Below are 24619 nucleotides of genomic sequence, written 5' to 3' on the forward strand. Positions count from 1 at the left end.
GCCCGTTCCTCAGTAGCGATCGAGCCGGCGATGATCGCGCGCGATCTCGGCGATGACCGCATCGGACACGGCGAAATGCGCGGTCATCGCGGCGCGGGCTGCCGCCGGGTCGCGTGCGCGGATGGCGTCGACGATCGCCTGGTGGCGCGCGACGGTCGCCGAAGGGTCCCGCAGATCGCGCTGCAGGCCGAGCGCGCGCTGGGTGAACTTGATCGTCTCGGCCAGCGCATTGACGAGGTGTTCGAGCAGGGCATTGCCGGAGCAGCGCGCCAGGGAGACATGGAAGGCGAGGTCGCCCTGCAGCCAGCGCTCGAAATCCCCGTCGATATTGGCGCGCATCTTCTCGAGAGCCGCCTCGACCGGCTCGAGCTGCATCGGCGACGCCCGCTCGGCGGCCAGCGAGGCGACCTCGACCTCGATGGCCCGGCGCAGCTCCACTGCCTCGCGCAGCCCGTTGTCGGTCACCCGGACGGCGAGGCGCAGGAATTGATCGAGCGGCGCGACCGAAAGACCCTTCACGGTCGTCGGCTTGCCCTGCTGGATCTGGACGATGCCCAGCGCAGAAAGGCGCCCGAGTGCCTCGCGCACTACCGGCTTCGACACATTGAGGCGCTTCGCGAGATCAGCCTCGGATGGCAGCGAGTCGCCAGGCCGGAAGACGCGCTCCGCGACGCGGTCGATCACAAATTGCGTCACCGCCTCGGTCAGGCGCTGCTTGTCGGGTTGAAGTGCTGCGATGTCGCTCATGACCTATCAGATATCTTGTGACTTGATGCAGGTCAACGGGGTGATCGAGCGCCACCTCTTGTCATGTGCAGCCGCTTTGCCCGGCCGCGCGCGTTGTAGTTTCGCATATGCAGCATGAATTTGACGATCACCATACCGGAGTGAGGCAAAAATCTATTTGCCCATCTCATAACATATCTGATAGGCAATCGCCTGCCGGCGCCATGAAGAGCGCCATGGAAGGAGATCGCGCAATGGAGATGATTTCACGTCGCGGCATACTGCTCGGCGCTTCGAGCCTGAGCATCGTCGCCGGCCTGCCCGCCTTCGCGCAGCAGGGTTCCCCGGTCCGCGGCGGCACCATTGTCGCTTCGATGGATCTGCAGCCCAAGAGTCTCGACCCGATCATGGGCGACGCGCCGACCTCGGATCGCTATGCCCTGATCCAGATGTTCGAGGGCCTGCTGAAATTCGACGTGCAGGGCAATCTTCAGCCCTCCCTCGCGACCAAGTGGGACTGGTCGGAGGACAAGAAGTCGGTCGTCTTCAAGCTGCGCGAGGGCGTCGTCTTCCATGATGGCGAGCCCTTCAATGCCGAGGCTGCCGTCTTCAACATCGCCCGCGTCGTCGCACCCGGCTCGACGGCGCCGCGCAGCCCCGACCTCGCCGACATCGCCGGCGCCGAGGCGGTCGATCCGATGACGGTCCGGATCAACCTGAAGCAGCCTTCGGGTGCGGCGCTGGCCTCGCTCGCTGTCGAGGCGGGCATGATGTGCTCCCCCGCAGCCCTGAAGAAGCTCGGCCAGGATTTCGGCCGCCAGCCGGTCGGCACCGGTCCCTACAAGTTCGCTGAATGGGTCGGCGGCAGCCAGATCCGCTTCGTGCGCAACGAGCGCTACTGGCGTGACGGCGCGGACGGCAAGAAGCTGCCCTATGCCGACGCCGTGACGCTCCGCATCATCCCGACCACGGCCGTGAAGATGGTCGAGGTCAAATCGGGCGGCGTCCATCTGGTGGATGGCGTGACCCCGCGCGATTTCGAGGAGGTCGAGAAGAACGATGCGCTCAAGCTCGTCGCGGTTCCGCCGGGCATCGCGCAATGGCTGACCTTCAACGTCAGCAAGGGCATCTTCACCAATCCGGCGCTGCGCGCGGCCGTCAACCACGGTGTCGACCGCAATGTGCTGATGAAGGGCATCACCCGCGGCTTCGGCGCGGTGACGCCGACCTGGGTTCCGCCGACCGACTGGTCCTTCGACGCCAGCGTCCCTGCACCCAAGCTCGACCCGGCCAAGGTGCAGGCCTTCCTCAAGGAAGGCGGCCAGCCCAATGGCTTCACCTGCAAGCTCTCGATCATCCAGCGCGATCCTGACACGCAGGTCGCGCAGATCGTCCAGGCCCAGCTCAAGCAGTTCAAGATCAACATGGAGATCGAGATCCTGGAACGGCAGGCCTGGGTCCCGAAGGTGCTCGGCCTGCAGCACGAACTGGCGATGGGGCGCGTCAACGTCCCTCGCGCCGACCCCGACCATGTCTTCGGCCCGTTCTTCGGCCGAACCGCATCGCAGAACTGGTCCGGCATCAGGGACGAGGAGGTCTTCAGACTGGTCGATCAGGGCCGCGAGGAAACCGATCAGGCGAGGCGCAAGGCGATCTACAAGGATCTCCAGACAGCCCTGAACAAGAACGACTACTACTCCTGGCTCTTCTTCCGCGAGGCTCGCCATGTCGCCCGCAAGGAGCTCAACAACATCGTGCTGGATTCCGGCGGCGCCTGGCAGCTCGCCGAAGCCTGGCTCAGCAAGGCGTGACGCGAGCGGAGACCTTTGGCTCGAGCTCGGGGACTTCGATGACGGTGAACGCAAACGCCGGAGCGCCCGACATAGGGGACGGCGTCGAGGACGCTCACCGGCCACGGGTCGCCATCCTGGTGCTCTCGAAGGGGGTGCCCGCAGCCACGGTCGCTGCGCTGGCGCAACGCTTCGAGGTTCTGGATCCGGGCGATCCGGGAGGCCTCGATCGGCTCGTTGCGGACCAAGGTGAGCGCATTCGCGGGATCGCGACGACCGGCAAGACCCGGCTCGACCGGGCGTTGCTCCAGCGTCTGCCGGCGCTCGAGATCGTAGCCAGTTACAGCGCCGGGCTCGACAACATCGATACGGACGCCCTGGCCGAGCGTGGCATCGCGCTGACCAACAGTTCGGCAGCGCTCGCCGACGAGGTGGCCGATCTCGCCATTGCTCTGATGGTGATGGCGCGGCGGCGCCTCGTAGTGGCCGACGCTCATGTTCGTAGCGGCGCCTGGGCGGCCGGTGCCTTCCCACTCGGGCGCTCGGTCCGCGGAGCGCGCTTGGGCGTGCTCGGTCTCGGCCATATCGGCAGCGGCATCGCCCGCCGTGCCGAAGCGATGGGCATGCATCCACGCTACTGCACCCGGCGGCCGGTGGCGGGCTGCGCGTACCCCTACTATCCGAATGCCGAGGCGCTCGCCTCCGACAGCGACGTCTTTGTCGTGGCCTGTCCAGGCGGGGCCCACAATCGCGGCCTCGTCGACGCTGCCGTTCTCGCCGCGTTGGGACCGGACAGCACGCTCGTCAACATCGCGCGTGGCGAGATCGTCGACGAGGCTGCGCTCATCGAAGCCTTGGCCACCGGGAGGCTGGGTTCCGCCGGGCTCGACGTGTTCGCCGACGAGCCGCATGTCCCGTCCAAGCTTCTGGCATTGCAGAACGTCGTCCTGACCCCGCATATCGGCAGCGCAACGATGGAAACCAGAGATGCAATGGGGGAATGCGTCATCCGGTCCCTTGCACAGGCATTCGACGCAAGAATGCGACCCTGAGTCTTTGCCGAGGCGAAGACGCTCACAAGCGTATCACGTCCGCGTCTCGGGACCTTGCTGCTCGATCAGGAGCGAATAGGCGACGAAGTACTTGTAGATGTTGCTGACATACTGGACGGTCTCGCGGCCGACCACCTGCGCGGCCGCGTGCTCGACATTGCCGAACCAGACATTCGGGTCGAGGCCCTTCTCTTTTGCAATACGCCGGAATTTGCGCAGGTTGCCCGGCCCGGCATTGTAGGCAGCGAAGGCGAAGAGCACCCGGTTGCGCGGGTCGATCGCGGGATCCTTGGCGATGTAGGTCTCGGTGATGTGCCGCATATAGGCGGCCCCCGCCTGGATGTTGCGGCCCGCGTCCTTGTCGACCCCGGTGATCCCGATCGGCTTCGCCGCGGCAGTCTTGGGCAGCAGCTGCATCACCCCGACCGCGCCGCGGTGGCTCCTGCGGCTCTGATCCAGCTGCGATTCCTGGTAGCCTTGAGCCATCAGCATCAGCCAGTCGAACTGGTAGGCCTCGCCCTGTGTCCGGAACAGCGAGACGAGGTCCCGGAACCGCTTCCGATCTTCCGGCGAATAGGCGTCCCTCACCACGCGGTCGCTGTCGAAGTAGCGGCGCTTGGTGTCGTTGCCAAAGGCGGTGCCGAGCTTATGCTCGCGCACGAAGGCGGCGAGCTCCTCCTTGAGCTGGGGCGAGTTTTTCCGGAACGCCCAGGCGACCGAGCCGCCACTGTTGATTGCGAGATCGGGACGCACCTTCAACGTAGGGAAGACCAGGGACCAGAGCGCGGCCTTGTGATCATCGACGACGGCGAAGGGCAACAGGCCGGCTCCGACCATCTCGAGGATGTCCTCGTCTTCCAGATTCTCGTCGGCAGGCTTGAGCATGATCGGCTTCAGGCCCTTGGCCTCGAAGCCCTTGCTCATTTCCCGTAGATGGGCGGCGTAGCTGCTGCTCTCGCGCACATAGACTTCACGGCCCGCGAGATCCTCGAGGCTGTTCAGCGCGGGGGCGGACGGGCCGGTGACGACGACTTCCTTGACGTTCGACATCCAGGGCTCGGCGAAATCCGCGAGTGCCAACCGCTCGGGCGTGATCGTCAGGTTGCCGGCGACGATGTCCCCACGCCCCTCCTTCAGTGCGCGCTCGAAGTCGCCGCGGGGCACGGGAACGAAGGCGACAGTGATGGCGAGCGCCTTGGTCTTGTGACGTGCATTGATCCAAGTCTGGAAGCGCTGGCCGAGCTCGGCGACGACGCCGAGCTGTCGACCGCGATCGATGAAGAACAACGTCTTGCTGTAGGGCACGAGGATGCGGATGACACGGCGTTCGAGCATACCGTCGAGATCGCCCGTCCAAGGCTTGAGCTGCGGCAGGCTGGCCATGATGGGCTTCGCCACAGTGGGCTGAGCGAGCGAAGGAGGGGAGAGCCAAACGAAGGCGAGGCATAGCGAAGCCAGCAAGCGCATCAGACCTTTTCCTCCGCGTGGCACGATCCATCCCGCGTCAGGAACAGTCGGCCAACCCGGAGCGGGATGCGCCGAATGACCGCGACGGAAGCGCGACGCCGCCAACCAGCAGCGAGCGGCCAGAACAACCGACCTTCGCTCGCTTTGGTGAAATGCGCCAGAAGCGGACATCGGGTCTTCGGGAGGAAGCTGACATCCCGCGCTTGTTGGGCGGCACCCCCCTCAATCCCCGTCACTGTTTCCTATCGAAGAAAATCTCGCAGGCTGTGGCGACGCGCTCGACGGACGCGTCGCCGAGGTCGAGATGGGTCACCCAGCGCAATGTACCGTAGCGTCCGCTGACGGCGATGCCGCGGTCGCGGAGGAAGGCGGCGAAAGCACTGGTATCCAGCGCCTTTGGTGTCATGAACACCATGTTCGTTTGCGCTGCCCCCGCGCCGAGCGCGGGAAAACGCGCCAGCACCTTCGCGAGATCAGCAGCGCGTCGGTGATCCTCGCCGAGCCGCGCGACGTTGTGCTCTAGAGCATAGATCGCGGCCGCAGCGATCACGCCGGTCTGGCGCATGCCGCCGCCCAGCATTTTCCTAATGCGGCGGGCCTTCTCGATGAAATCCTTCGGGCCGACGAGGATGGAGCCGATTGGCGCTCCCAGCCCCTTCGACAGGCACAAGGATACGGTGTCGAACTGCCCGGCGATCCACGCCGCATCGCGGTTGCTTGCCGCGGCGGCGTTCATCAGCCGGGCACCGTCGAGATGGGTGGCAAGGCCACGGGAGCGCGCGAGCTGGGTTGCTGCCTCCAGATAGGCATCGGGCAGGACCAGCCCGTTGAACGTGTTCTCAAGCGTCAGCAACCGCGTGATGGCGAAGTGGAAGTCGTTCGGCTTTATCGCGTTGGCGATGGCATCGAGAGCGATCGTCCCGTTGGGCTCGTTTGGGAGAGGTTGCGGTTGAATCGAACCCAGCACGGCCGCTCCGCCGCCTTCCAGCCGATAAGTATGAGCCATCTGCCCGACGAGATATTCATCGCCACGGCCGCAATGGGCCATCAACCCGGCGAGATTCGCTTGGGTGCCGGTGGGGAAGAAGAGCGCGGCTTCCTTGCCCAGCCGCTCGGCGGTCATGGATTCCAGACGCTTGGTCGTCGGGCAATCGTCATAGACCGCGTCGCCCACCTCGGCAGCCGCCATGGCGGCACGCATGCCTTCGCCGGGGCGCGTCACCGTGTCCGAGCGGAAGTCATCTACTATCATCGATCCGATCCTCGCAGGCTATCGGCCCACCCTATCGAGAGATCGTCCGGGCCATCATGCAAAAATGGGGCGGCGAAGATCAGAGGATGCATCCCGGAATTCTGGTTCCAGTCCGGTCGCCATTGTCTGCCTCCCACAGAAGCTGGGCATTCCGGAAGCCATCAGGCTCACGGCGGTGTAGCGGCAGGAGTGGACTCAGAGTCGTTGCTTGGAGGTGGGCGCTGCAGCGACACTTGCTCACGAGGTCAGGGCGGCTGCGCCGCGCGATCTCCGCAAGCATGTCCCGCTGCTGCACGCGTCGGCAGGAGTTGACCGCCCCGCTCCGGCTGCATGGATCGCCGCGCCGTGAGCGTGGGTCTCAGAATTCGCCGACCTCGCCCCTCGAACCATCGAGCAACCTTGCATGGCGGAAGGGGCGGGGATCGACGATAGGCGTGTCGCCAGTTGCCAGGTCCGCGGCGAGATGGCCGGCGCCCGGGCCGAGCCCGAAACCGTGCCCGCTGAGGCCAGCGGCCAGGACCAGGCCCTTCAAGCCCACTGTCGGTGAAATCACGGGAACGGCATCGGGGGTGGAATCGATGTAGCTGCCCCAGCTTTCGCGCACCGCAACATTGCGCAGTGCCGGGACCAGCGCATGCGCGCGTTCCAGCAGAGTCGCCATCGCCTTGCGGCTCGGCGTCGGATCGAGCACGCGGATACGCTCGAAGGGCGTCTCCTTGTCGAGGCTCCAGCCGCCGAAAGCTTCGGGGCCGTTGAAGAAGGAGGAGCCGATCCCGAGTTCCACGGCCTTCAGCCGTTTCATGAACATCGGCATGAACTGACGGGCGTAGCGGATACCCTGCGGCGTCAGTTCGAGCGTGCCTTTGCCACTGATCGCGATGGTGTAGCTGCCGTCGGTCCGGCGCGTCAGCGCGATCTCAGGCGTGTAGAAGGCGTCGAGCCAGGCCGGCGCGACTTCGGTGCGCAGGCTGGTCGCGCGAATGGACGCTTGCGGGAAGATGATGCCGTGATGGCGGCAGAAGCCGGACGCCCAGGCGCCACCTGACAGAATCACGGAATTGGTGCGGATCACGCCCCTTTCCGTCACGACGCCGGTGACCGTGCCATTGGTGATATCGAGCCCGCGTGCGGCGCAGCCCTGATGAATGGTCGCGCCATGCTTGCGGGCGCCGAGCGCGAGCACCGGCGCGGCCAGGGCCGGCTCGGCCTTGCCGTCCGTGAACGAATGGACGCCGCCGAGCCATTCGCGGCCGGTCCCGGCCGTCATTGCGGAGGCTTCCGGGCCGGTCAGCATTCGCGTTTCCACGCCGAACTGCTTCGCAGTCTCACGCCAGCGCTCCCATTGCGCAATCTGTGCGGCATCGTTCGTGGCATAGACCAACCCGCAACGGCGGAAGCCCAGGTCCTCCCCGATCTCGCCGGCAAACCCGTCCCACAACTCCATCGAGCGGATCGCGAGCGGCAGTTCGCGGGCATCACGGTTCTGCTGGCGGCACCAGCCCCAGTTGCGGCTAGACTGCTCGCCGCCGACCACGCCCTTCTCGACGAGGGCGACGGACCGGCCGCGCTTTGCCAGGAAATAGGCGGCTGCGGCGCCGACAATGCCGCCGCCGATGACGGCGATATCGACTTCGGCCGGCAGCCGGCTGTCGCTGTCGATGACCTTGATCGTCGGACTCATGCGTGGTCTCCGGGCGGGTCGAAGCTGCGAGGTCTAGCGGGCTTGAACCGGCCTGCCTTGGAACATTTTCGCATCGCTGAGCCCGAGCGGCCGCGAACGAGGTTATGTTGCTGCCGGTTTCGTCCGTCTGCATCAAGCCGACCGGCGCCGCGCTCGGCCGCGGGCACGGCAGGCCGATCGATCAGCGGTCGCGGAAGTTGGCGGTGCCGGCATGGCGCTGCAGAGAGTGCGCCACCGGCGCACCCCAGGGGGCCGGCGTCGTCGCATCCTGACAGAAGCCTATGCCAAGGGCGCCGGTTGAATCGGCATATTCTATGCACCTGCAGCAGACGATCGGTGTTCGATAGCGCCGGTGCCGCATAGCCTGAGAGGAAGGCCGAAAAATCGGTCAACCGCGATCACCTGCCGCAGAAGCAGGCTCGTCGCTCATAACGAGGGGTTTCCGATGACGAAGAATTCCGACCGCAATTCTCGCGGCACATCGAGCCTGGCCTTGCCGATGCCCGCCATCCATCGCCGCGATTTGCTCGCGCTCGGTGCGGGCGGCCTGCTCGCCGCTTCCGGTTTCCGTGGCGCCCGCGCCCAGACCAAGGCCGCGCCCCCGCCGCCGTCCAAGCCCACGGGGCAGGTCGTGGTCGGGCTGTCGCAGGAGCCGACCGCCTTCAACCCGCTGATGCCTGGCATCGAGGTCGACGAGACCGTCTGGATGCAGATCTTCAACACGATGTGGCTGGCACAGCCCGACGGCTCGCTCGTGCCGGATCTGGCGGTCGAGATCCCCAGCGAGGCCAATGGCGGCATCTCCGAGGGCGGCCTCGCCTGGAAGGTGAAGCTGCGCGAGGGCGTGACCTGGCATGACGGCACGCCCTTCACCGCCGAGGACGTCAAATACACGCTCGAACTGATCAATGCGCCGGGCTTCAAGGCGCGCACCCGCGTCGGCCACTCGCTGGTCAAGGACATCAAGGTGACCGGCCCGCTGGAAATCTCGTGGCGGATGGAGAAAGCCTATGCGCCTTATCTCGCGCTGCTCTCCAACACCTTCATCGTGCCCAAGCACCTGCTGGAGAAGGCTGCCGACCCCAACACCGCGCCGTATAACGCGGCCCCCGTCGGCACCGGCCCGTTCAAATGGGGCACGCGCACGCCGGGCGACAACATCCAGCTCGTCGCCAACGAGAAGTATCACGGCAAGGGCCCCTATCTGGAGCGCGCGGTCCTCAAATACGTGCCCGACCAGACGGCGCTCTACGCACAGTTCCGCACCGGGCAGGTCGACCTCATCATCGGCACCGGCATTCCGGCGAACTTCTATGCCGAGGCGGTGAAGCTGCCGGGCCGCAAGGTCATGAAGATCCCAAGCGCCTCGCTCGAGATCCTGATGCCGAACCTCGAGAACCCGGTGCTGAAGGACAAGGCCGTCCGCAAGGCGCTCTACGCCTCGATCAACAAGCAGGCGATCATCGACATCATCTATTACGGCCTGCACACCCCGACGGAGTCCTTCGCGCCGCAAGAGTCCTGGGCCTACAACCCCGGGCTGCCGAAGCAGAGCTACGATCTCGCACTCGCCAACAAGATCCTCGACGATGCCGGCTGGAAGCGCTCGGGCTCGGGCACGCGCATGAAGGACGGCGTGCCGTTGACCTTCGCTGTCTCGACCACGACGGGCGCGGCGCTGCGCGAACAGGCCCAGCAGCTGATGATGCAGGACTGGCAGCAGATCGGCGTGAAGATGACGATCAACAACATGCCGGCCGCTGTGATCTGGGGCGACTTCTACACCCGCTCGAAATTCGACTCGCTGCTCGTCGGCACCGCCTTCCGCACCGTGATCGATCCCGACCCGGCGCATCGCTTCGGTTCGGACGCGATCCCGGCGAAGAACGGCAACGGCGCCAACCAGATGCAGTGGCAGAATGCCGAGGCCGACGCTCTGATGAAGGACGGCCAGACCACCTTCGACCAGGCAAAGCGCAAGGCGATCTATTACAAGCTGCAGGAACTTGTGCGGGAGGAGCTGCCGATCCTGCCGATCTACCAGTACGCTCCGGTTGAGGGCTACAAGGAGGGCCTCATCGGCTACGAGCCCAACGTCAATGCACGCCAGAATACCTGGAACATGGGCTCCTGGTACTGGGCGAAGTGAGCCGATGACGCGCTCCGTCCGGGTGAACGTGCCTCTGCCACATCTCGAAATGGGCTCGTGTCCGACATGAGCTCCTTTCTTCTGCAGAGGCTGATGCAGGCCCTGCTGCTGCTGCTCATCGTCTCGATGATCGGCTTCGCAATCCTGCACCTGGCTCCGGGCGGGCCGATGTCGCAATTCGCGGCCGGCGGCGACATGACCCAGGCCGATCTCGACCGCATCGCGGAACAGCTCGGCCTGAACCGGCCGCTGCCGATCCAATATGCCGAGTGGCTCTGGCGCATGCTGAGCGGCGACTGGGGCAACTCCTATCGCGACCAGCAGCCGGTGCTCCACATCATCGCCAGCCATCTCGGCGCGACGCTGGAGCTGATGCTGACCTCGACGCTGCTCGCCATGCTGATCGGCGCCTGGATCGGGATCATCGGCGCGGTTAAGCGCTATTCGCTGTTCGACTCCATCGCGACCATCGGCACGATGATCGCGCTCTCGATCCCGACCTTCTGGTTCGGGCTCGTCGTGATCTACGTCTTCTCGGTCGGGCTCGGCTGGCTGCCCTCGGGCAACCGTTTCACGATAGGCGACGGCTCCTTCCTGAATCGGCTGCACCATCTGGTCGGGCCCTGCATCGTGCTGGCCCTGGTCTCGACCGCGGTCTGGAGCCGCTACATGCGCTCCTCGATGCTCGACGTGATCAACCAGGATTTCGTCCGCACGGCCCGCGCCAAGGGCGTGCCGGAGCGGCGCATCCTGCTGACGCATGTGCTGCGCAACGCACTCCTGCCGATGATCACCATCACCGGCCTGCATGTGCCGTCGCTGCTCTCGGGCGCGCTGGTCACGGAGACGGTCTTCACCTGGCCGGGCATGGGCCGGCTCTTCCTGGATTCGATCAGCTATCGCGACTACCCCGTCGTCATGGGCATCCTGATGTTCACGGCCGTGATGGTGCTGCTCGGCTCGCTGCTCGCCGACCTGCTCTACGGCGTCGCCGATCCCCGCATCGCCAGGAGCGGCCGATGAGCCTCGAACCCACCGTCGAGGCCCTCGTCGTCCGCGAAGAGGGCTTCTGGAACAGGCGCGGCATGCGCCGCTTCCGCCGCCACAAGCTCGCCGTTTTCGGCGCGATCACCATTGTGCTGATGACGCTGGCCTGCGTCGTCGGGCCGTGGCTGCTACCCTACACCGACACCTTCATCGACATCCGCCAGCGCTTCGCTCCGCCCTTCGCCGGGCCTCATATCCTGGGCACGGATCCGCTCGGTCGCGACATCCTCGCCCGGCTCCTGATGGCGGGCCGGATTTCGCTCTCCGTGGGCTTCTGCGCGATGGTTCTGGCGATGGGCATCGGCATCATGGTCGGACTCACCGCCGGGTATTATGAGGGCGTCCTCGGCGCCGCGCTGATGCGCTTCGTCGATGCGATGCTGTGTTTTCCGTCGATCTTCCTGCTGCTGGCGATCTCGGCGCTGATCCAGCCCTCGGTCCCCTCGATCGTGCTCCTGATCGCGATGACGTCCTGGATGGAGGTGGCGCGCGTCGTCGAGGCGCAGATCCGCTCGCTAAGGACGCGCGAATTCGCTCAGGCCGCGGTGGCGATGGGTTCGAGCAATCTGCGCATCATGATGCGCGAGCTCTTGCCCAACGCGATCGCGCCGATCGTCGTCGCCGCGACGCTGAACGTCGCCCATGCGATCCTCGCCGAGAGCTACATCTCCTTCCTCGGCTACGGCATCCAGCCGCCGACGCCGAGTTGGGGCAACATGCTGGAGAACGCCCAGAGCTACCTGACCAGCGCGCCCTGGCTTGCGATCATCCCGGGCGCCGCGATCACGCTGGCGGTGACGAGCTTCAACTTCGTTGGCGACGGCCTGCGCGACGCGCTCGACCCGCGCATGGATCTGCCGTGATGGAAGCTGGCCTCGCCGGTTCGGTCTCGTCGCTCTGGCGTTACCCGGTGAGTTCGATGGGCGGCGAGCGGCTCGTTCGCGCGCCGGTCACCATGTCCGGGGTCGACGGCGACCGGATCTGGGGGCTGCTCGACGCAGCGAATGAGCGCATCGCCTCGCCGGGCCGGGAGAAGCATTTCGTCAAGGTTCCGCACGGCCATGCCCGCTTCACCGGAGCAGGCGTCGCGATCTCGGCGGACGGCCGGCAATGGTCGCCACCAGACGATGCGGCCGCGCTGCAGGCGTTGTCGTCGCTCTTCGGCTTCATGCCGGTGCTCAGGCCCTTCGCGCCGTTCGGCGGCGAGGGCTTCCGGCCGCGCTACCAGCATGCGCCGATCCATCTGATCACCACGGCGGGCATGCGCAGCCTGGAGCGCGACATGCCGGGCAGCGTGATCGACGAGCGCCGCTTCCGCCCCAACATCGTTGTCGACTGGCCAGATGAGGCCGAAGCGATGCCGGAGCAGGGTTGGATCGGGCGGGACATCCGCATCGGCGCGGTCGTCTTGAGGGGTCGCGAGCCTTGCGGCCGCTGCGGCTTCATCACCATCGAGCAGGAGGCTATCCCGCTCGACGTCGAACTGCTGCGCAACGTGGTGAGGCGCCATGGCCGCAACTTCGGCATCTATTGTGATGTGGTGACGCCGGGCGAGATCAGGCCCGGTGACGCGGTGGCGCTGTCATAAGGGCAACGTCCGCGGCGGGAAGGATCCACCACCGCAATCCCGGCTTGGTCCTCCTTCAGCACTGCAATCGTCGGCTCTTCCTCCTCTCGAACCGCTTCGAGAGGGAGTGGAAGATGGCGCCCCTGCTCAGGCTGCTGCGCGTGGGCGCGCCGCATACAGCACGCCCATCGTTGCCATGGCCAGGAGCCCGCCCAGCATCGCCGCCAAGTAGTCGCCAGCCAGCAAAGGCCAGAGTCCGACCGCGACCATCGTCAAGGCCAGAAGCTCTATGAGCGTCACGGAGATGGGACTCTTCATGCGCCGCCTGATCATGCCGGTCCTCGCCAGTCTTGGTTGATGCCAGATGTTGACGAAGATGCCGCAGGCGATGGCGCATGCGACACCGAGTAAACTGACCAGGCCGGCCCTGGCATCGAATATCAGCAAGAGCATCAACGGCGGTGCGGCGAATGTGACTGCAAGCCAGGAGATGGCGCCGAAACGGGCGCGCTCGCGTAAGCGCGGGTCCAGCGGTGCGGTCAAGGCAAGTTCGGCTGCTTCGTCTGCTGATATCGCGATCCAGGTCAGACCACCGGCAATCTGGCCACACAGAATGATCAGGACCGGCACGAGCGCCGAGGCATCGTCAGCACCGCTCGCGACCCGATAGACTGTCACGACGGCGATCGGGATCAGAAAGATGCATTGCATCAGGATCTGCGACAACAGCCACGGATCACGCAGAATGATGCGCCGTTCCTTGAGCATCAGTGCCGCCAATGGTGACGCACCGAAGGATGCACGACTCCGCCTGGCGCGGGATGGAACTGCAGACGCAGATCCTGCTGCGAGGACCGCATTGCGCACGAAGCTCTCGGCAAGTCCGGTGAACATCAGCACGGCCATCAGCCCCGCGCAGGCAACCACAGCCAACAGGGCAACGACGTTGCCTGTCATGGCGTGGGCAGGCAGCATCGCCAATTGCCAAACAAGAGACTGAGGGTTGGCCACATAGTCCGCGACGAGGGCGTCCTTTGGGCCTGGCCCAAAAATCGCGTCCCACTGCACCATCACAAGCACCAGCAGACCGGCCAGCGCTGCCGCCACCTGCGCGGCGACGCGCGTGCTCCGGATACCGATAAGGCGAACCAGGCCCATTGCCAGTCCGATCGCGATGGCCGTTGCGCTGAGCGCAAGGGCCAGGATCAGGGGCAGGCCAGCCAACCAATGAGGTCCGCGCTGCACCGCCAACAGGATTAGCATCGGCGCGCCATAAAGACCGGCCTTTGTAAGCGTGAAACAAAAGACGTTGAGAGCCCTGACCAGCAGCACCGTTTGCGGAGGCAGGGGCGCGGAGAACATCAGGTCATAGTCGCCGCGCGCGTAAAGCGCATAGGCGGCGGAATCGAGCGCGGCTGAGATCATGAGGACGAACAGGAAGGCGAGATTGATCGTCAACGTGATCTGCAGGCGCGGATCGGCAGGGTCCAGTTCGCCAGCCGTCATCAGCAGAAGTTGCGACACGCCGAAAATGATCGTGCAGACAACAGCCAACACGCCCGCGATGCGCCAGGGACGCGTCGCCGTTTTCGGGCCTGCCATGTCGGCAATGCCGCGCAATGCCAGACGGGCTTCGAGTGCCAGCACGGCGCGGGTTGCACCGGACGCAAGGGCCTTCATCTCAGGCCGCCTCTTCGCGCGCGACGACATCGAGGAAAACATCTTCAAGGGTGGAACCCTGGGAGGCGCCGCCATTGCGCAGTTCGGCCATCGTGCCTTCGCAGACAAGCCTGCCATTGCGAATGATGCCGATGCGGTCACTGAGCCGTTCAGCGACCTCGAGGATATGCGTGGTGAGGATCACCGTCACGCCAGTTGCGACACGTTCCTGAAGCAGTTCCTTCACGTGACGTGCCATCGAGGCATCGAGGCCTGTCAGAGGCTCGTCAAGGATCAGCAACTCGGGTTCGTGAATCAACGCGCCAGCAAGAGCAACCTTCTGGCGCATGCCCTTGGAAAAGCCCTCGCAGCGTTGATCTGCCACGCGGGTTAGGTCGAGGGTCTCAAGCAGGGCGTCGCGGCGCGGCTTTGCGACGGTTGGCTCTACTTGCCAGAGGCCGGCGACAAAATCGAGATACTCGACAGGCGTGAGCTTGTCATAAACCATCGGTTCATCTGGGAGCCACGCCACCACGCGTTTTGCCGCCACCGGATCACGCAGGCGGTTGATCCCGCAAATGCTGATCTCGCCCGCGTCCGGAGAGAGCAGCCCCGCGACAATCCTGAGCGAGGTGGTCTTGCCCGCCCCGTTCGGCCCCAGCAATGCGTATAGCTCGCCGCGCCGTACACTGAGGTCAAGGCTGTTGACAGCTGTGAAGCCGCCAAAGCGCTTCACCAGGCCGCGGACAACCAGCGCGTCATGGCCACTCATTCGAACGCTCCCATCAATGTGGGGCGTTATGCGGCATCGCTGGTGACGTTCAGGTTAAACTGACATCCCCCAGATGGAGCTGGCTCACGATGACTTCGCAGCCTGCTACCAGCTATCGCCCTCGCAAGGCAAAATCCTGCCGGCACTGTCTGCGTTTGAGCTTAGCGCCACTAACGGAACTTGGCTCGCGCCTCGCAAGCAGACATTCCCTCCCGAGAGGACGGAGGGCCAGCTTGCGCCGCCTGCGGACATTGCGTTGGACGCCCGACACCAGTCGCTTACACGTTCAAAAGCCCAGCCGTACTGTGGTCTGCACTGCTCTCGGAGCGCCGGTGCAATCCGGCGAGATCGGATCAATCTATTCGTTCGCAATATGACATCAAGCGCCGGTTGATCTGCCGTGCTCAAACTTGCTTTCTGCTGTTTGGTCGGCTGCAATATTGCTTGAATAAGTCATTAGTGATCGTACTTGTTGATGTCAATTTGGCGCTTGCGTCGTAGAATTCTATTCTATTCGTTCTACAATAAATAACGGGGGAAGGAGTGACTGAGTTGTTGATATAATCACCTCCAAATGCGGGTAAGAATCCTGCGATGAGCATAGCAAATTCGACCATGGCAATGCCTCCTGACGCGTTAATAAATAATAATTTGATATACTTAAAATATAGAGGCGTCGATAATGTGAAATTTGTAGTGTGATTATGGAGTTAATCTAATTCATTTTTAGATTGGCATCTGAATATACGAGATATAATTCATGGTTGGAGTTAATAAATGCACACAATGTCTCGATTAAATTTCTGTCGAGTATTGTCAATCGAAGCTTTCTACCTCATCTGCTTCGTCGTCGTGCAGCATTTTGCTGAGTACAACGTAGCGATTGATCGTTGCAGGCGTAACATCGCGAGTGCATCGCTCGCGCAACTTGGCGGCCTCTTGATGCACGGCTGATCGCAGAGCGTGGGGATGGATCGCATACGCCTCACTCCAGTTCAGCATCTGCTGCAGGTTTAGATCCCAGCTCAGGCAGGCGTGCTGAATCCGTGTCAGGTGCTGTTTCGACGGGCTTGGCTCGGCAGTCGCCAGGGCCGCCCCCGCCGTGAGCAACATCGACCATTTCACGAGCGCGGCAGTCGCGACCAGGCCAGCAGTCGCTCTTCCGCGCCAGGCAGGGAGGCACTTCAGTGATGTCATTGGCGTCGTCTGAAAGACGTCAGGCATTGGGAGCCCCACTGGCAAGCGACTGAACTCACGTTTGCATATCGCCCGAAATCGGCGATGATGATTTTGATGACATGCCGGATTTCGTTGCCGAATTTGTCGATCCGCTGCCGATTTTGTCGAAGGCTGCGCGAGACGCGGGAATGACGACCGGCGCGGGGGATGTCGATGGGGGCGCCGATGACCGATTCCGCCCGACTGGCGATGTTCGATGTTGTCCGGGCGAATGATCCGGAAGATCTGAACGGCCATTTTCGCGTTCGGGAACGGGCCGAACGCTCGAACCGCATCTATACCTATCAACTGCAGGATCGCGCGCTGTGGCGCCGGCGGTTCGAACAGCCGATCTTCACGATCGCCACGCGGGGAACGGGCTCGATCCTGGCGAGCTATGCCGAGAGCAGTTTTGCAACCGACGTGTCCGTCGATGGTGACGATGGCAGCTTGTATTGCTTCACGACGATGCTGGCTGGCCAAATCACCTTGACCAGAGGCGGTGCGGCCACGACGGCTACAACCCGGTCAGGGCTTGTTTGGAGGCCCGGGCCGGGCGGCCTGCTTTCGATCAGCAACGACAATGCGCGCAACAATGTCTTCTTCAAAGTCGCCGATCTGGAGATCGCGCTGGAGCACATGCTGGACGAGCCGCTACGCCAGCCACTCGAATTCGACACCGGCCTCGATTGGAGCATGGGCCTCACGGCCAGCCTGAAACACCAGCTCGATTTCGTCATGCTTGAACTTCAAAGGAAGGACGGTGTGCCCAGCAGCCCGGTCGCCTTGGCATCACTAACCGATTCGATGATCTCGCTGGTCCTGCACGGCGCCCGCCACAACTACAGCGATCGACTCGCCTGCACAGGAGACGCGGCGATCCCAGCCTATGTCCGACGCGCGGAGGATTTCATGCGCGCCCATGGAGCGCAGCCAATTCGAATGGCACATGTCGCCGAGGCGGCCGGCTGCAGTTTGCGAACGCTGGCGACCGTCTTCAAACACTTCCGCAACAAGACCCCGTTGGCCGTGCTCCATGCCATCCGGCTTGATCTGGTGCGAGGCGAACTCACACGAAACATCAGTGACGCGTCGATCACGACGATCGCCCGCCGATACGGTTTCACCAACACAACGCGGTTTTCTGCTGCTTATGGCCGCCGGTTCGGAAAGACGCCCAGCGAGACGGTCCGGAACGCCTCCGCTCGGGCCAAGCCTGAAGTCGGTTGATGTGGCCAAACGGCATTAAATTGAGCCGGTTGCTGGCATGCTGAGCCGTCTAACCGGAATGAAGGTGGCCGTAAGCTTTCGCTCGCGCCAATAAGGAGCCAAGGTTATGGCTCTCGACGCGAGGCCTTGGAGCGCCAGGCTGCGGGTCGAGGCTTCGGATGTCCGCGGTCTGGTTGCCCGCATTCGCTCCCGGGCAACGCAAGATGAGATGCGTCCGGCCCCAACGACGGAAAAGGCGCCGATATCGAGCTCTGTCGTGGGAAGAAGCAGGGGCGTAGCCGGCGCCAAGTGCGGACATTCACTGACTGCCGGGAAGCGGAAGCTTTCGCAGACTAGCTGACGGCTGTCCGTCATTCGACAATCTGAGAATGCTTCGGTGTTTCTGTTAGAAAAACTGCAAGTCCCGCAGCATGCGCTATTTGAAGCTGCGCGGGTCGATTGCGAGCTTCTTCAGGCGAGAGGCCAGCGTCGTCGGCCTGAGCCCGAGCAGTTCGGCTGCGCCGCCGGGCCCGCTGACGCGCCCTCGCGCAGCTTCCAGGGCCGCCGCCAGCGCGGCTCGATCACGCTCACGCCGATCCGTTTCGGTGAGCAGGACGCCGGTCGGAATCAGATGTGACTCGTCCTTCGGCGGGAGCTGCGGCGCTCCCGGCAGGTCGATTGCTAGGCGGCCGTCACGAGCCAGAATGGCCGCGCGCTCGATGACGTTCTGGAGTTCGCGGACATTACCGGGCCAATCATAGGCGCAGAGCCGCATGACGTCGCTCTTCGAAAGCTTTAGCCCGCTCGTGCGCAGCCGGCGTTCCGCCATCGCCAGGAAATGCAGGGCGAGGGCAGGGACATCGTCCAGCCGGTCACGCAACGGCACGGAGACGATCGGGAAGACGGCGAGCCGAAAGAACAGATCCTCACGGAAGCGGCCTTCGCGCACTTCGCGGCGCAGGTCGCGGTTGGTCGCTGCGACGACGCGCACGTCGACATGGCGGGTGCGCTCCTCGCCAATGCGCTGCAACTCGCCCTCCTGCAGAACGCGGAGCAGCTTGCCCTGCAGTTCGAGCGGGATCTCGCCGACCTCGTCGAGGAAGAGTGTGCCCCCATCGGCGAGTTCGAACCGGCCGAGACGATCGCGCAAAGCGCCGGTGAAGGCGCCTTTGACATGGCCGAAGAACTCGCTCTCGAACAGGTCGCGCGGCACGGCAGCGCAGTTGACACGGATCAGCGGGCGGGCGCCGCGCTCGCTCGCCTCGTGGATCGCGCTGGCGATCAGTTCCTTACCGGTGCCGGATTCGCCGGTGATCAGGACGGCGGCGTCGGTGCGCGCGACCAGCTCGACCTGCCTCAGAATGGCCTGGATCGCCGCCGAGCTGCCGATGATGCCGCGATGGCTGCGCTCGCTGCGGATTTCCTCCTGCAGATAGGCATTCTCGTTCTGCAGACGCTCTCGCAGGCTGTCGACCTCGGCGAGCGCGGCGCGCAGCCGCTCGTCGGCTTCATGGCGGGCGGTCACGTCGCGAAATATGATCACCGCGCCCACGAGCCGGCCGCGGTCGCGGATCGGCGTGGAGGTGTACTCGACCCAGAAGCCGGAGCCGTCGCGGCGGAAGAACATCTCGTTTTCGACATGATGCACGGAGCCGTCGCGGAAGGCGGCGTAGATCGGGCATTCCTGATGCGGGTAGTGGCTGCCATCGGCCCGGTGATGATGCACGCAGGCATGCATGTCGCGGCCGACGAGCGCGCCGGGCTCCCAGCCGAGCATGGCTTCTGCTGCCGGGTTGACGAAGGTCGTCCGGCCTTCGTCATTGACGCCGAAGATGCCCTCGCCTGCCGCACGCAGGATGAGCTGGTTGCCCCGTTCGATGTCCTGGAATAGACGCTCGGTTCGCCGCCATTCGGCGATGCCGCCGCGCATGTGGTCCTCGGCATCGGCGTCGAGATCCCGCTGTCGGCGCGCGTCGAGGTCGGAAAAGGACAGCAGGATCGAGGGAACCGGCGCGCCCTCGATCACAGTGCCGAGACATTCGAATGCCCCAGCGAGGCCGTCTGCGCGTCGGGGAGCCAGCGCGCGCGTGACGTAGCTCCCCTTGTGCAGGACGGCCTCGGTGAAGACCGTCAGTGCCGGAACCTGCCCCGGAAACAATTCCACCACGCGAGCGCCGTCAAGATTGCCATCGGCCGCGAAGAGGCGGCGTCCCGGCCCATTGACGGCAAGGATGCGGCCGGACCCGGCCTCGACGGCCAGAGCCGGATCCGAGGCGCTTTCGAAAGACAGCTCGGCGAATGAATGCTCCATGCGGAAGGATTACGATAATTCGTGAATGAGGTCACGGAATATCGTTTTTTGCGAGATTTCGCGATTTCCGAATTTCAAACAACCAGCTGATTTCATTGAATTTGACCGGCGCCTCCGCTCTGGCCCGCTCTTTGCTCAGCAATGCGAGCCTTTTCCGCGGTCGCCGAGGAGACACGTATGTCGCTGTTCAAGAATGCCTTCGACGCCACCCGACGCATCGTCCGCGGCTGCACCTGCGGCCAGCATGACAGCCAGGATGCTCATGAGCGCGCACTGCGGGCCGAATCCGTAGAGGCTGCCCAGCACGAGGAGACGCGCTACGGGCGCATCGTCGAGAACGCCGTGATGCGAGCGCTCTTCCCGCGCGACGCGCAGCGTCGCCTCTTCCTCCAGCAGGTCGGCGCCTCGACTGCGATGGCGGCGATCTCCAGTCTGCTGCCGATCGCAGCGGCCACCGAGGCCTTCGCTCAGGCCGTTCCTGAGAAGAAAGACCTCAAGGTCGGATTCATCCCGATCACCTGCGCGACCCCGATCATCATGGCCCATCCGATGGGCTTCTATTCGAAACACGGTCTCAACGTCGAAGTCATCAAGACGGCCGGCTGGGCGGTGATCCGCGACAAGACGTTGAACAAGGAATACGACGCCGCGCATATGCTCTCGCCAATGCCCTTGGCGATCACGATGGGTGTCGGCTCGACCGCGACGCCCTATACGATCCCGGCGATCGAGAACATCAACGGCCAGGCGATCACGCTCTCGGTCAAGCACAAGGACAAGCGCGATCCGAAGTCGTGGAAGGGCTTCAAATTTGCCGTGCCCTTCGACTATTCGATGCACAACTACCTACTGCGCTATTATCTCGCCGAGCATGGCATCGACCCGGATACGGACGTGCAGATCCGCGCGGTGCCGCCGCCGGAGATGGTCGCGAACCTGCGCGCCGACAATATCGACGGCTTCCTCGGTCCAGACCCGATGAACCAGCGCGCGGTCTTCGACGGCGTCGGCTTCATCCACATCCTGTCGAAGCAGATCTGGGACGGGCATCCCTGCTGCGCCTTCGCGGCATCCAGGGAGTTCGTCACGCAGACGCCGAACAGCTATGCGGCACTGCTCAAAGGCATCATCGACGCCACCGCCTTCGCCTCGAACCCCGATAACCGCAAGCAGATCGCCGAGGCCATCGCGCCGGCGAACTACATCAACCAGCCGGTGACGGTTCTGGAGCAGATCCTGACCGGCACCTATGCGGATGGGCTCGGCAGCGTCCAGCGCGATCCCAAGCGCATCGATTTCGACCCCTTCCCCTGGGATGGCTTCGCGGTTTGGATCCTGACCCAGATGAAGCGCTGGGGGCAGATCAAGGGCGATGTCGACTATGCCGGCATCGCGAAGCAGGTCTTCCTGGAGACAGACACGACCAAGCTGATGAAGGAGGCGGGTCTGACGCCGCCGACGCCCGGCTCCAAGACCATCGTCGTGATGGGCAAGAGCTTCGATGCCTCGAAGCCGGAGGACTACGTCAAGAGCTTCGCGATCAAGCGGACATGACCCTTCCCCTCAATATCCGCGCCTTCGTCCTGTCGCTTGCGATCTTCGCCGTGTTCCTGATGGCCTGGCACGTCGCGACGCAGTCGGGCGGCGGCGCGCCGGCCGCCAACATCGATCCCGAATACGCCAAGCTGATGGGCCAGCAGGTCACGCAGGGCAAATCGGCGATGCCCGGCCCGCTCGATGTCGGCAAGACGATATGGGGCCACCTCAAAGATCCGTTCTACGACAAGGGGCCAAACGACAAGGGGCTCGGCATCCAGCTCGCCTACTCGCTCGGCCGCGTGCTCCTCGGCTATGCGCTTGCTGTGCTGGTGGCCGTGCCGCTCGGCTTCCTGATCGGGCTTTCGCCGCTGATCTCGAAGGCGCTCGACCCCTTCATCCAGGTTCTCAAGCCGATCTCGCCCTTGGCCTGGATGCCGCTCGCGCTCTACACGATCAAGGATTCGAGCATCTCGGCGATCTTCGTGATCTTCATCTGCTCGGTCTGGCCGATGCTGCTGAACACCTCCTTCGGGGTCTCGGCGGTGCGCAGGGAATGGGTCAACGTCGCGCGCACGCTCGAAGTCGGACCGATGAAGCGGGCGCTCACCGTCATCCTGCCGGCGGCGGCGCCAACGATCCTGACCGGCATGCGCATCTCGATCGGTATCGCCTGGCTCGTCATCGTCGCGGCCGAGATGCTCGTGGGCGGCACCGGCATCGGGTACTTCGTCTGGAACGAATGGAACAACCTCTCGATCACCAATGTGATCGTCGCGATCACCGTGATCGGCCTGATGGGCATGATCCTCGACCAGACGCTCGCCCGCCTGCAGCGCGCCGTGACCTATCCGGATTGAGCCATGACCGAGAAGTTCATCTCCATCGAGGGAATTGCCCGGCGCTATCCGAAGGCGGGCGGCGGCACGACCACGGTATTCGAGGATCTCTGGTTCTCGATGCGGAAGGGCGAGTTCGCCTGCATCATCGGCCATTCCGGCTGCGGCAAGACGACCGTGCTCAACATCCTTAATGGCCTCGACGCACCGGATGAAGGAGCGGCGATCGTCGACGGCAGCGCCATCGAAGGGCCCTCGCTCGACCGGGCCGTGATCTTCCAGAGCCATGCGCTGCTGCCCTGGCGCAGCGTGCTCGGCAATGTCGCCTATGCAGTTGCGGCCCGGAACAAGGGTTGGTCCCGGGCGCAGGTCACCGCGCATGCCATGGCCTTTATCGAGAAGGTCGGCCTCAAGGGCTCGGAGCTGAAGAAGCCGTCCGAGCTATCCGGGGGCATGAAGCAGCGCGTCGGCATCGCCCGCGCCCTGTCGATCGAGCCCAAGATCATGCTCATGGACGAGCCCTTCTCGGCGCTCGACGCGCTGACGCGCGGCACGTTGCAGGACGAGGTGCGCCGCATCTGCCTGGAGACCGGCCAGACCGGTTTCATGATCACCCATGATGTCGACGAGGCGATCTATCTCGCCGACCGCATCGTGCTGATGACCAACGGCCCGCAGGCAATGATCGCCGAGATCGTCGAGAACCCGCTGCCGCGCGAGCGCGTTCGTGCGGAGGTCCATCACCACCCGGATTACTACGCCATCCGCAACCATCTGATCGACTTCCTCGTAACCCGTTCGAAGTCGTTCAAGGACGCGATTCCCGAAGGCTACGACCGCAGGCATCCGCCCGTGGTGCGTCCAACCGCCGGCGACCACGGCCCTGATGCCGGCCGCGCGGCGGCCTGATCAACTCTCATCCCATCGCAAGCCGGGCTTCAGGCGCGGCACCAAGGAGGACGAAACCAATGAAGCGCGAAGAACTCACCGAGAAGATCCTCGACATCAAGCGCGAGAAGGGCTGGAGCTGGAAACACATCACCAGCGAAATCGGCGGCATGTCGGAGGTGCTGATCATCGGTGCGCTGCTCGGCCAGATGAAGCTCCCCAAGCCGCTGGCCAAGGCAGCGCGCGAGCTCTTCGGCCTCACCGAGATGGAAGAGCGGATGCTGAACGAGGTGCCCTATCGCGGCACCGGCACGCCGATGCCGCCGACCGACCCGCTGATCTACCGCTTCTACGAGATGGTGATGGTCAACGGTCCTGCCTGGAAGGCCCTGATCGAGGAGGAGTTCGGCGACGGCATCATGTCGGCGATCGACTTCAACATCACCTTCGAGCGGGAGGCCAATCCCAAGGGCGATCGCGTCAAGATCGGAATGTCCGGCAAGTTCCTGCCCTACAAATACTACGGCAACGAGCAGGGCATCCCGGACTACGGCTTCAAGGAAACCTGACCGCTCGGCACCAACCGCGTCGTTCAACCGGCCGAATGGCGCGCCCGCGCAGCCAACAGTTGTTAAGCTCCACGCATATGCAGAATATCGCGTTGCGTTTTGCGCGGGCGTTGGGTCATTGCAGGGAAGCTGAAGTTTGATTTGGGGTGTTCGTGAGACGAAAGCCGATCACCTGCGGCTTCCCGCAATCAGTTGCTCACATCGGAGAGTTCTTCAAGAATTCCGCCTTTGAAAAGTGATTCAACGCTCTCGAATGTCTTCATGTAGTGTGACTGAAGTAAATCGCAGGCATGGCTCGATGTCCCATGCAGGACTGCCTTCATCAAGGCTTCATGCTCGCTGAACCCTTGGCGCTTCTTGTTGCCATAAGCATGTGAGACGAAAACGTAGCGCGTTGCATGGTCTGCAAGGACATCGCAGAATTCGAGCAGCCAGGGTGAGCCACAATTTGCCAGCAACGCGCGATGGAAATTCCGGTGCGCATCCTCCCAGCCTGCCCGCTCGTCCTCCTTGTCCGACCGAAATCGTGACAACCGATGAAGCGCCAGGACAATGGCCTCTTCCCAACTCTCCGTGCGATGAGCCATTGCCTCTTCGAGCGCCTTCGTCTCGAGCCAGCAGCGCGTGCGCACCAGGATCCGCCAGTCTTCGAGCGCAATCGCCGGCACGGCGAAGCCGCGATGTTCGTAACGTTCGACCAGCCTTTCCGCCGAAAGCCGGGACAACGCCTCGCGCACCGCGTTGCTGCCGACGCCATAACTGTCGGCAAGCGACTCGATCCGCATCTTCGCGCCCGGTCGGAATTCGCCCTGAATAATGGCGTTGCGCAGCTTTTGGTAAACTGTCGTCGACAGCGTGGTCTTTTCGCTTGCCTTCGCCATGCGTGT

At 63.9% G+C, this 24619-nt stretch carries 20 protein-coding genes; 11 read left to right on the forward strand and 9 right to left on the reverse strand.

All coding sequences use genetic code 11. The features are described from left to right. Positions 1 to 9: 9 nt before the first annotated feature. Positions 10 to 747 (reverse strand): FadR/GntR family transcriptional regulator, encoded by a 738-nt coding sequence (locus VGN82_RS05350; protein WP_327525956.1) that lies wholly within the window; start codon positions 745 to 747, stop codon positions 10 to 12. Between the two features lie 233 nt (positions 748 to 980). Between VGN82_RS05350 and VGN82_RS05355 the strand changes: the two genes are divergently transcribed. Continuing rightward, positions 981 to 2537 carry an ABC transporter substrate-binding protein gene (locus tag VGN82_RS05355; RefSeq protein ID WP_327525957.1) on the forward strand — a complete coding sequence of 519 codons (1557 nt, stop codon included), beginning with the start codon at positions 981 to 983 and terminating at the stop codon, positions 2535 to 2537. 38 nt (positions 2538 to 2575) lie between these two features. Then, positions 2576 to 3568, forward strand: a complete 993-nt coding sequence (locus VGN82_RS05360) for a 2-hydroxyacid dehydrogenase (protein ID WP_327525958.1) — start codon at positions 2576 to 2578, stop codon at positions 3566 to 3568. 33 nt (positions 3569 to 3601) lie between these two features. Here the strand turns inward: VGN82_RS05360 and VGN82_RS05365 are convergent, their stop codons facing one another. From VGN82_RS05365 to VGN82_RS05375, 3 genes are all read right to left on the reverse strand, one after another. Beyond that, positions 3602 to 5035, reverse strand: coding sequence for an MltF family protein (locus VGN82_RS05365; protein WP_327525959.1), 1434 nt, complete (start codon positions 5033 to 5035; stop codon positions 3602 to 3604). 232 nt (positions 5036 to 5267) lie between these two features. Further along, positions 5268 to 6287, reverse strand: coding sequence for a low-specificity L-threonine aldolase (gene ltaE / locus VGN82_RS05370; RefSeq protein WP_327525960.1), 1020 nt, complete (start codon positions 6285 to 6287; stop codon positions 5268 to 5270). A 358-nt stretch (positions 6288 to 6645) separates the two neighbouring features. Continuing rightward, positions 6646 to 7968, reverse strand: a complete 1323-nt coding sequence (locus VGN82_RS05375) for an NAD(P)/FAD-dependent oxidoreductase (RefSeq protein WP_327525961.1) — start codon at positions 7966 to 7968, stop codon at positions 6646 to 6648. Positions 7969 to 8413: 445 nt separating this feature from the next. Here VGN82_RS05375 and VGN82_RS05380 point away from each other — a divergent pair, with 445 nt between their 5' ends. The 4 genes from VGN82_RS05380 (at position 8414) to VGN82_RS05395 (ending at position 12752) form a co-directional block, all read left to right on the forward strand. After that, the gene (locus VGN82_RS05380) at positions 8414 to 10117 is read left to right on the forward strand and encodes a peptide ABC transporter substrate-binding protein (RefSeq protein ID WP_327525962.1); all 1704 of its coding nucleotides are present in this window, start codon (positions 8414 to 8416) and stop codon (positions 10115 to 10117) included. A gap of 66 nt (positions 10118 to 10183) precedes the next feature. Further along, positions 10184 to 11140 carry an ABC transporter permease gene (locus tag VGN82_RS05385; protein ID WP_327525963.1) on the forward strand — a complete coding sequence of 319 codons (957 nt, stop codon included), beginning with the start codon at positions 10184 to 10186 and terminating at the stop codon, positions 11138 to 11140. Next, positions 11137 to 12027, forward strand: coding sequence for an ABC transporter permease (locus VGN82_RS05390; protein WP_327525964.1), 891 nt, complete (start codon positions 11137 to 11139; stop codon positions 12025 to 12027). Before VGN82_RS05385 ends, VGN82_RS05390 begins: the two co-directional genes overlap by 4 nt. Next, complete coding sequence (locus tag VGN82_RS05395) at positions 12027 to 12752, forward strand: MOSC domain-containing protein (RefSeq protein ID WP_327525965.1); 726 nt, start codon at positions 12027 to 12029, stop codon at positions 12750 to 12752. Before VGN82_RS05390 ends, VGN82_RS05395 begins: the two co-directional genes overlap by 1 nt. A 126-nt stretch (positions 12753 to 12878) precedes the next feature. Here VGN82_RS05395 and VGN82_RS05400 read toward each other — a convergent pair whose 3' ends face one another. The 3 genes from VGN82_RS05400 to VGN82_RS05410 form a co-directional block, all read right to left on the reverse strand. After that, entirely contained in the window at positions 12879 to 14411 is a 1533-nt protein-coding gene (locus tag VGN82_RS05400; RefSeq protein WP_327525966.1) for a hypothetical protein, read from the reverse strand. A 1-nt stretch (position 14412) separates the two neighbouring features. Beyond that, positions 14413 to 15162 carry an ABC transporter ATP-binding protein gene (locus VGN82_RS05405; RefSeq protein WP_327525967.1) on the reverse strand — a complete coding sequence of 250 codons (750 nt, stop codon included), beginning with the start codon at positions 15160 to 15162 and terminating at the stop codon, positions 14413 to 14415. An 816-nt stretch (positions 15163 to 15978) separates the two neighbouring features. Continuing rightward, a complete protein-coding gene (locus VGN82_RS05410) occupies positions 15979 to 16386 on the reverse strand; it encodes a hypothetical protein (RefSeq protein WP_327525968.1) in 408 nt (135 codons plus the stop codon). Positions 16387 to 16566: 180 nt separating this feature from the next. On the opposite strand from VGN82_RS05410, the gene VGN82_RS05415 reads away from it, so the two are divergent. After that, positions 16567 to 17610 carry a helix-turn-helix transcriptional regulator gene (locus tag VGN82_RS05415; RefSeq protein WP_327525969.1) on the forward strand — a complete coding sequence of 348 codons (1044 nt, stop codon included), beginning with the start codon at positions 16567 to 16569 and terminating at the stop codon, positions 17608 to 17610. A 415-nt stretch (positions 17611 to 18025) separates the two neighbouring features. Here VGN82_RS05415 and VGN82_RS05420 read toward each other — a convergent pair whose 3' ends face one another. Next, on the reverse strand, positions 18026 to 19900 hold the full coding sequence (locus VGN82_RS05420; protein ID WP_327525970.1) for a sigma 54-interacting transcriptional regulator: 1875 nt from the start codon (positions 19898 to 19900) through the stop codon (positions 18026 to 18028). A gap of 177 nt (positions 19901 to 20077) precedes the next feature. Between VGN82_RS05420 and VGN82_RS05425 the strand changes: the two genes are divergently transcribed. Genes VGN82_RS05425 through cynS form a run of 4 tightly spaced genes read left to right on the forward strand, consistent with a single transcriptional unit; the run spans position 20078 to position 23732 of the window. Next, positions 20078 to 21454, forward strand: coding sequence for a CmpA/NrtA family ABC transporter substrate-binding protein (locus VGN82_RS05425; protein WP_327525971.1), 1377 nt, complete (start codon positions 20078 to 20080; stop codon positions 21452 to 21454). Beyond that, complete coding sequence (gene ntrB / locus VGN82_RS05430; RefSeq protein WP_327525972.1) at positions 21451 to 22296, forward strand: nitrate ABC transporter permease; 846 nt, start codon at positions 21451 to 21453, stop codon at positions 22294 to 22296. Before VGN82_RS05425 ends, ntrB begins: the two co-directional genes overlap by 4 nt. Positions 22297 to 22299: 3 nt before the next feature. Continuing rightward, positions 22300 to 23184, forward strand: coding sequence for an ABC transporter ATP-binding protein (locus VGN82_RS05435; protein WP_327525973.1), 885 nt, complete (start codon positions 22300 to 22302; stop codon positions 23182 to 23184). A 59-nt stretch (positions 23185 to 23243) separates the two neighbouring features. After that, complete coding sequence (gene cynS / locus VGN82_RS05440) at positions 23244 to 23732, forward strand: cyanase (RefSeq protein ID WP_327525974.1); 489 nt, start codon at positions 23244 to 23246, stop codon at positions 23730 to 23732. A 188-nt stretch (positions 23733 to 23920) separates the two neighbouring features. Here cynS and VGN82_RS05445 read toward each other — a convergent pair whose 3' ends face one another. After that, positions 23921 to 24613 carry a GntR family transcriptional regulator gene (locus tag VGN82_RS05445; RefSeq protein WP_327525975.1) on the reverse strand — a complete coding sequence of 231 codons (693 nt, stop codon included), beginning with the start codon at positions 24611 to 24613 and terminating at the stop codon, positions 23921 to 23923. Between the last annotated feature and the right edge of the window lie 6 nt (positions 24614 to 24619).

This window comes from Allobosea sp. (assembly GCF_035999205.1).
Taxonomy (GTDB): domain Bacteria; phylum Pseudomonadota; class Alphaproteobacteria; order Rhizobiales; family Beijerinckiaceae; genus Allobosea.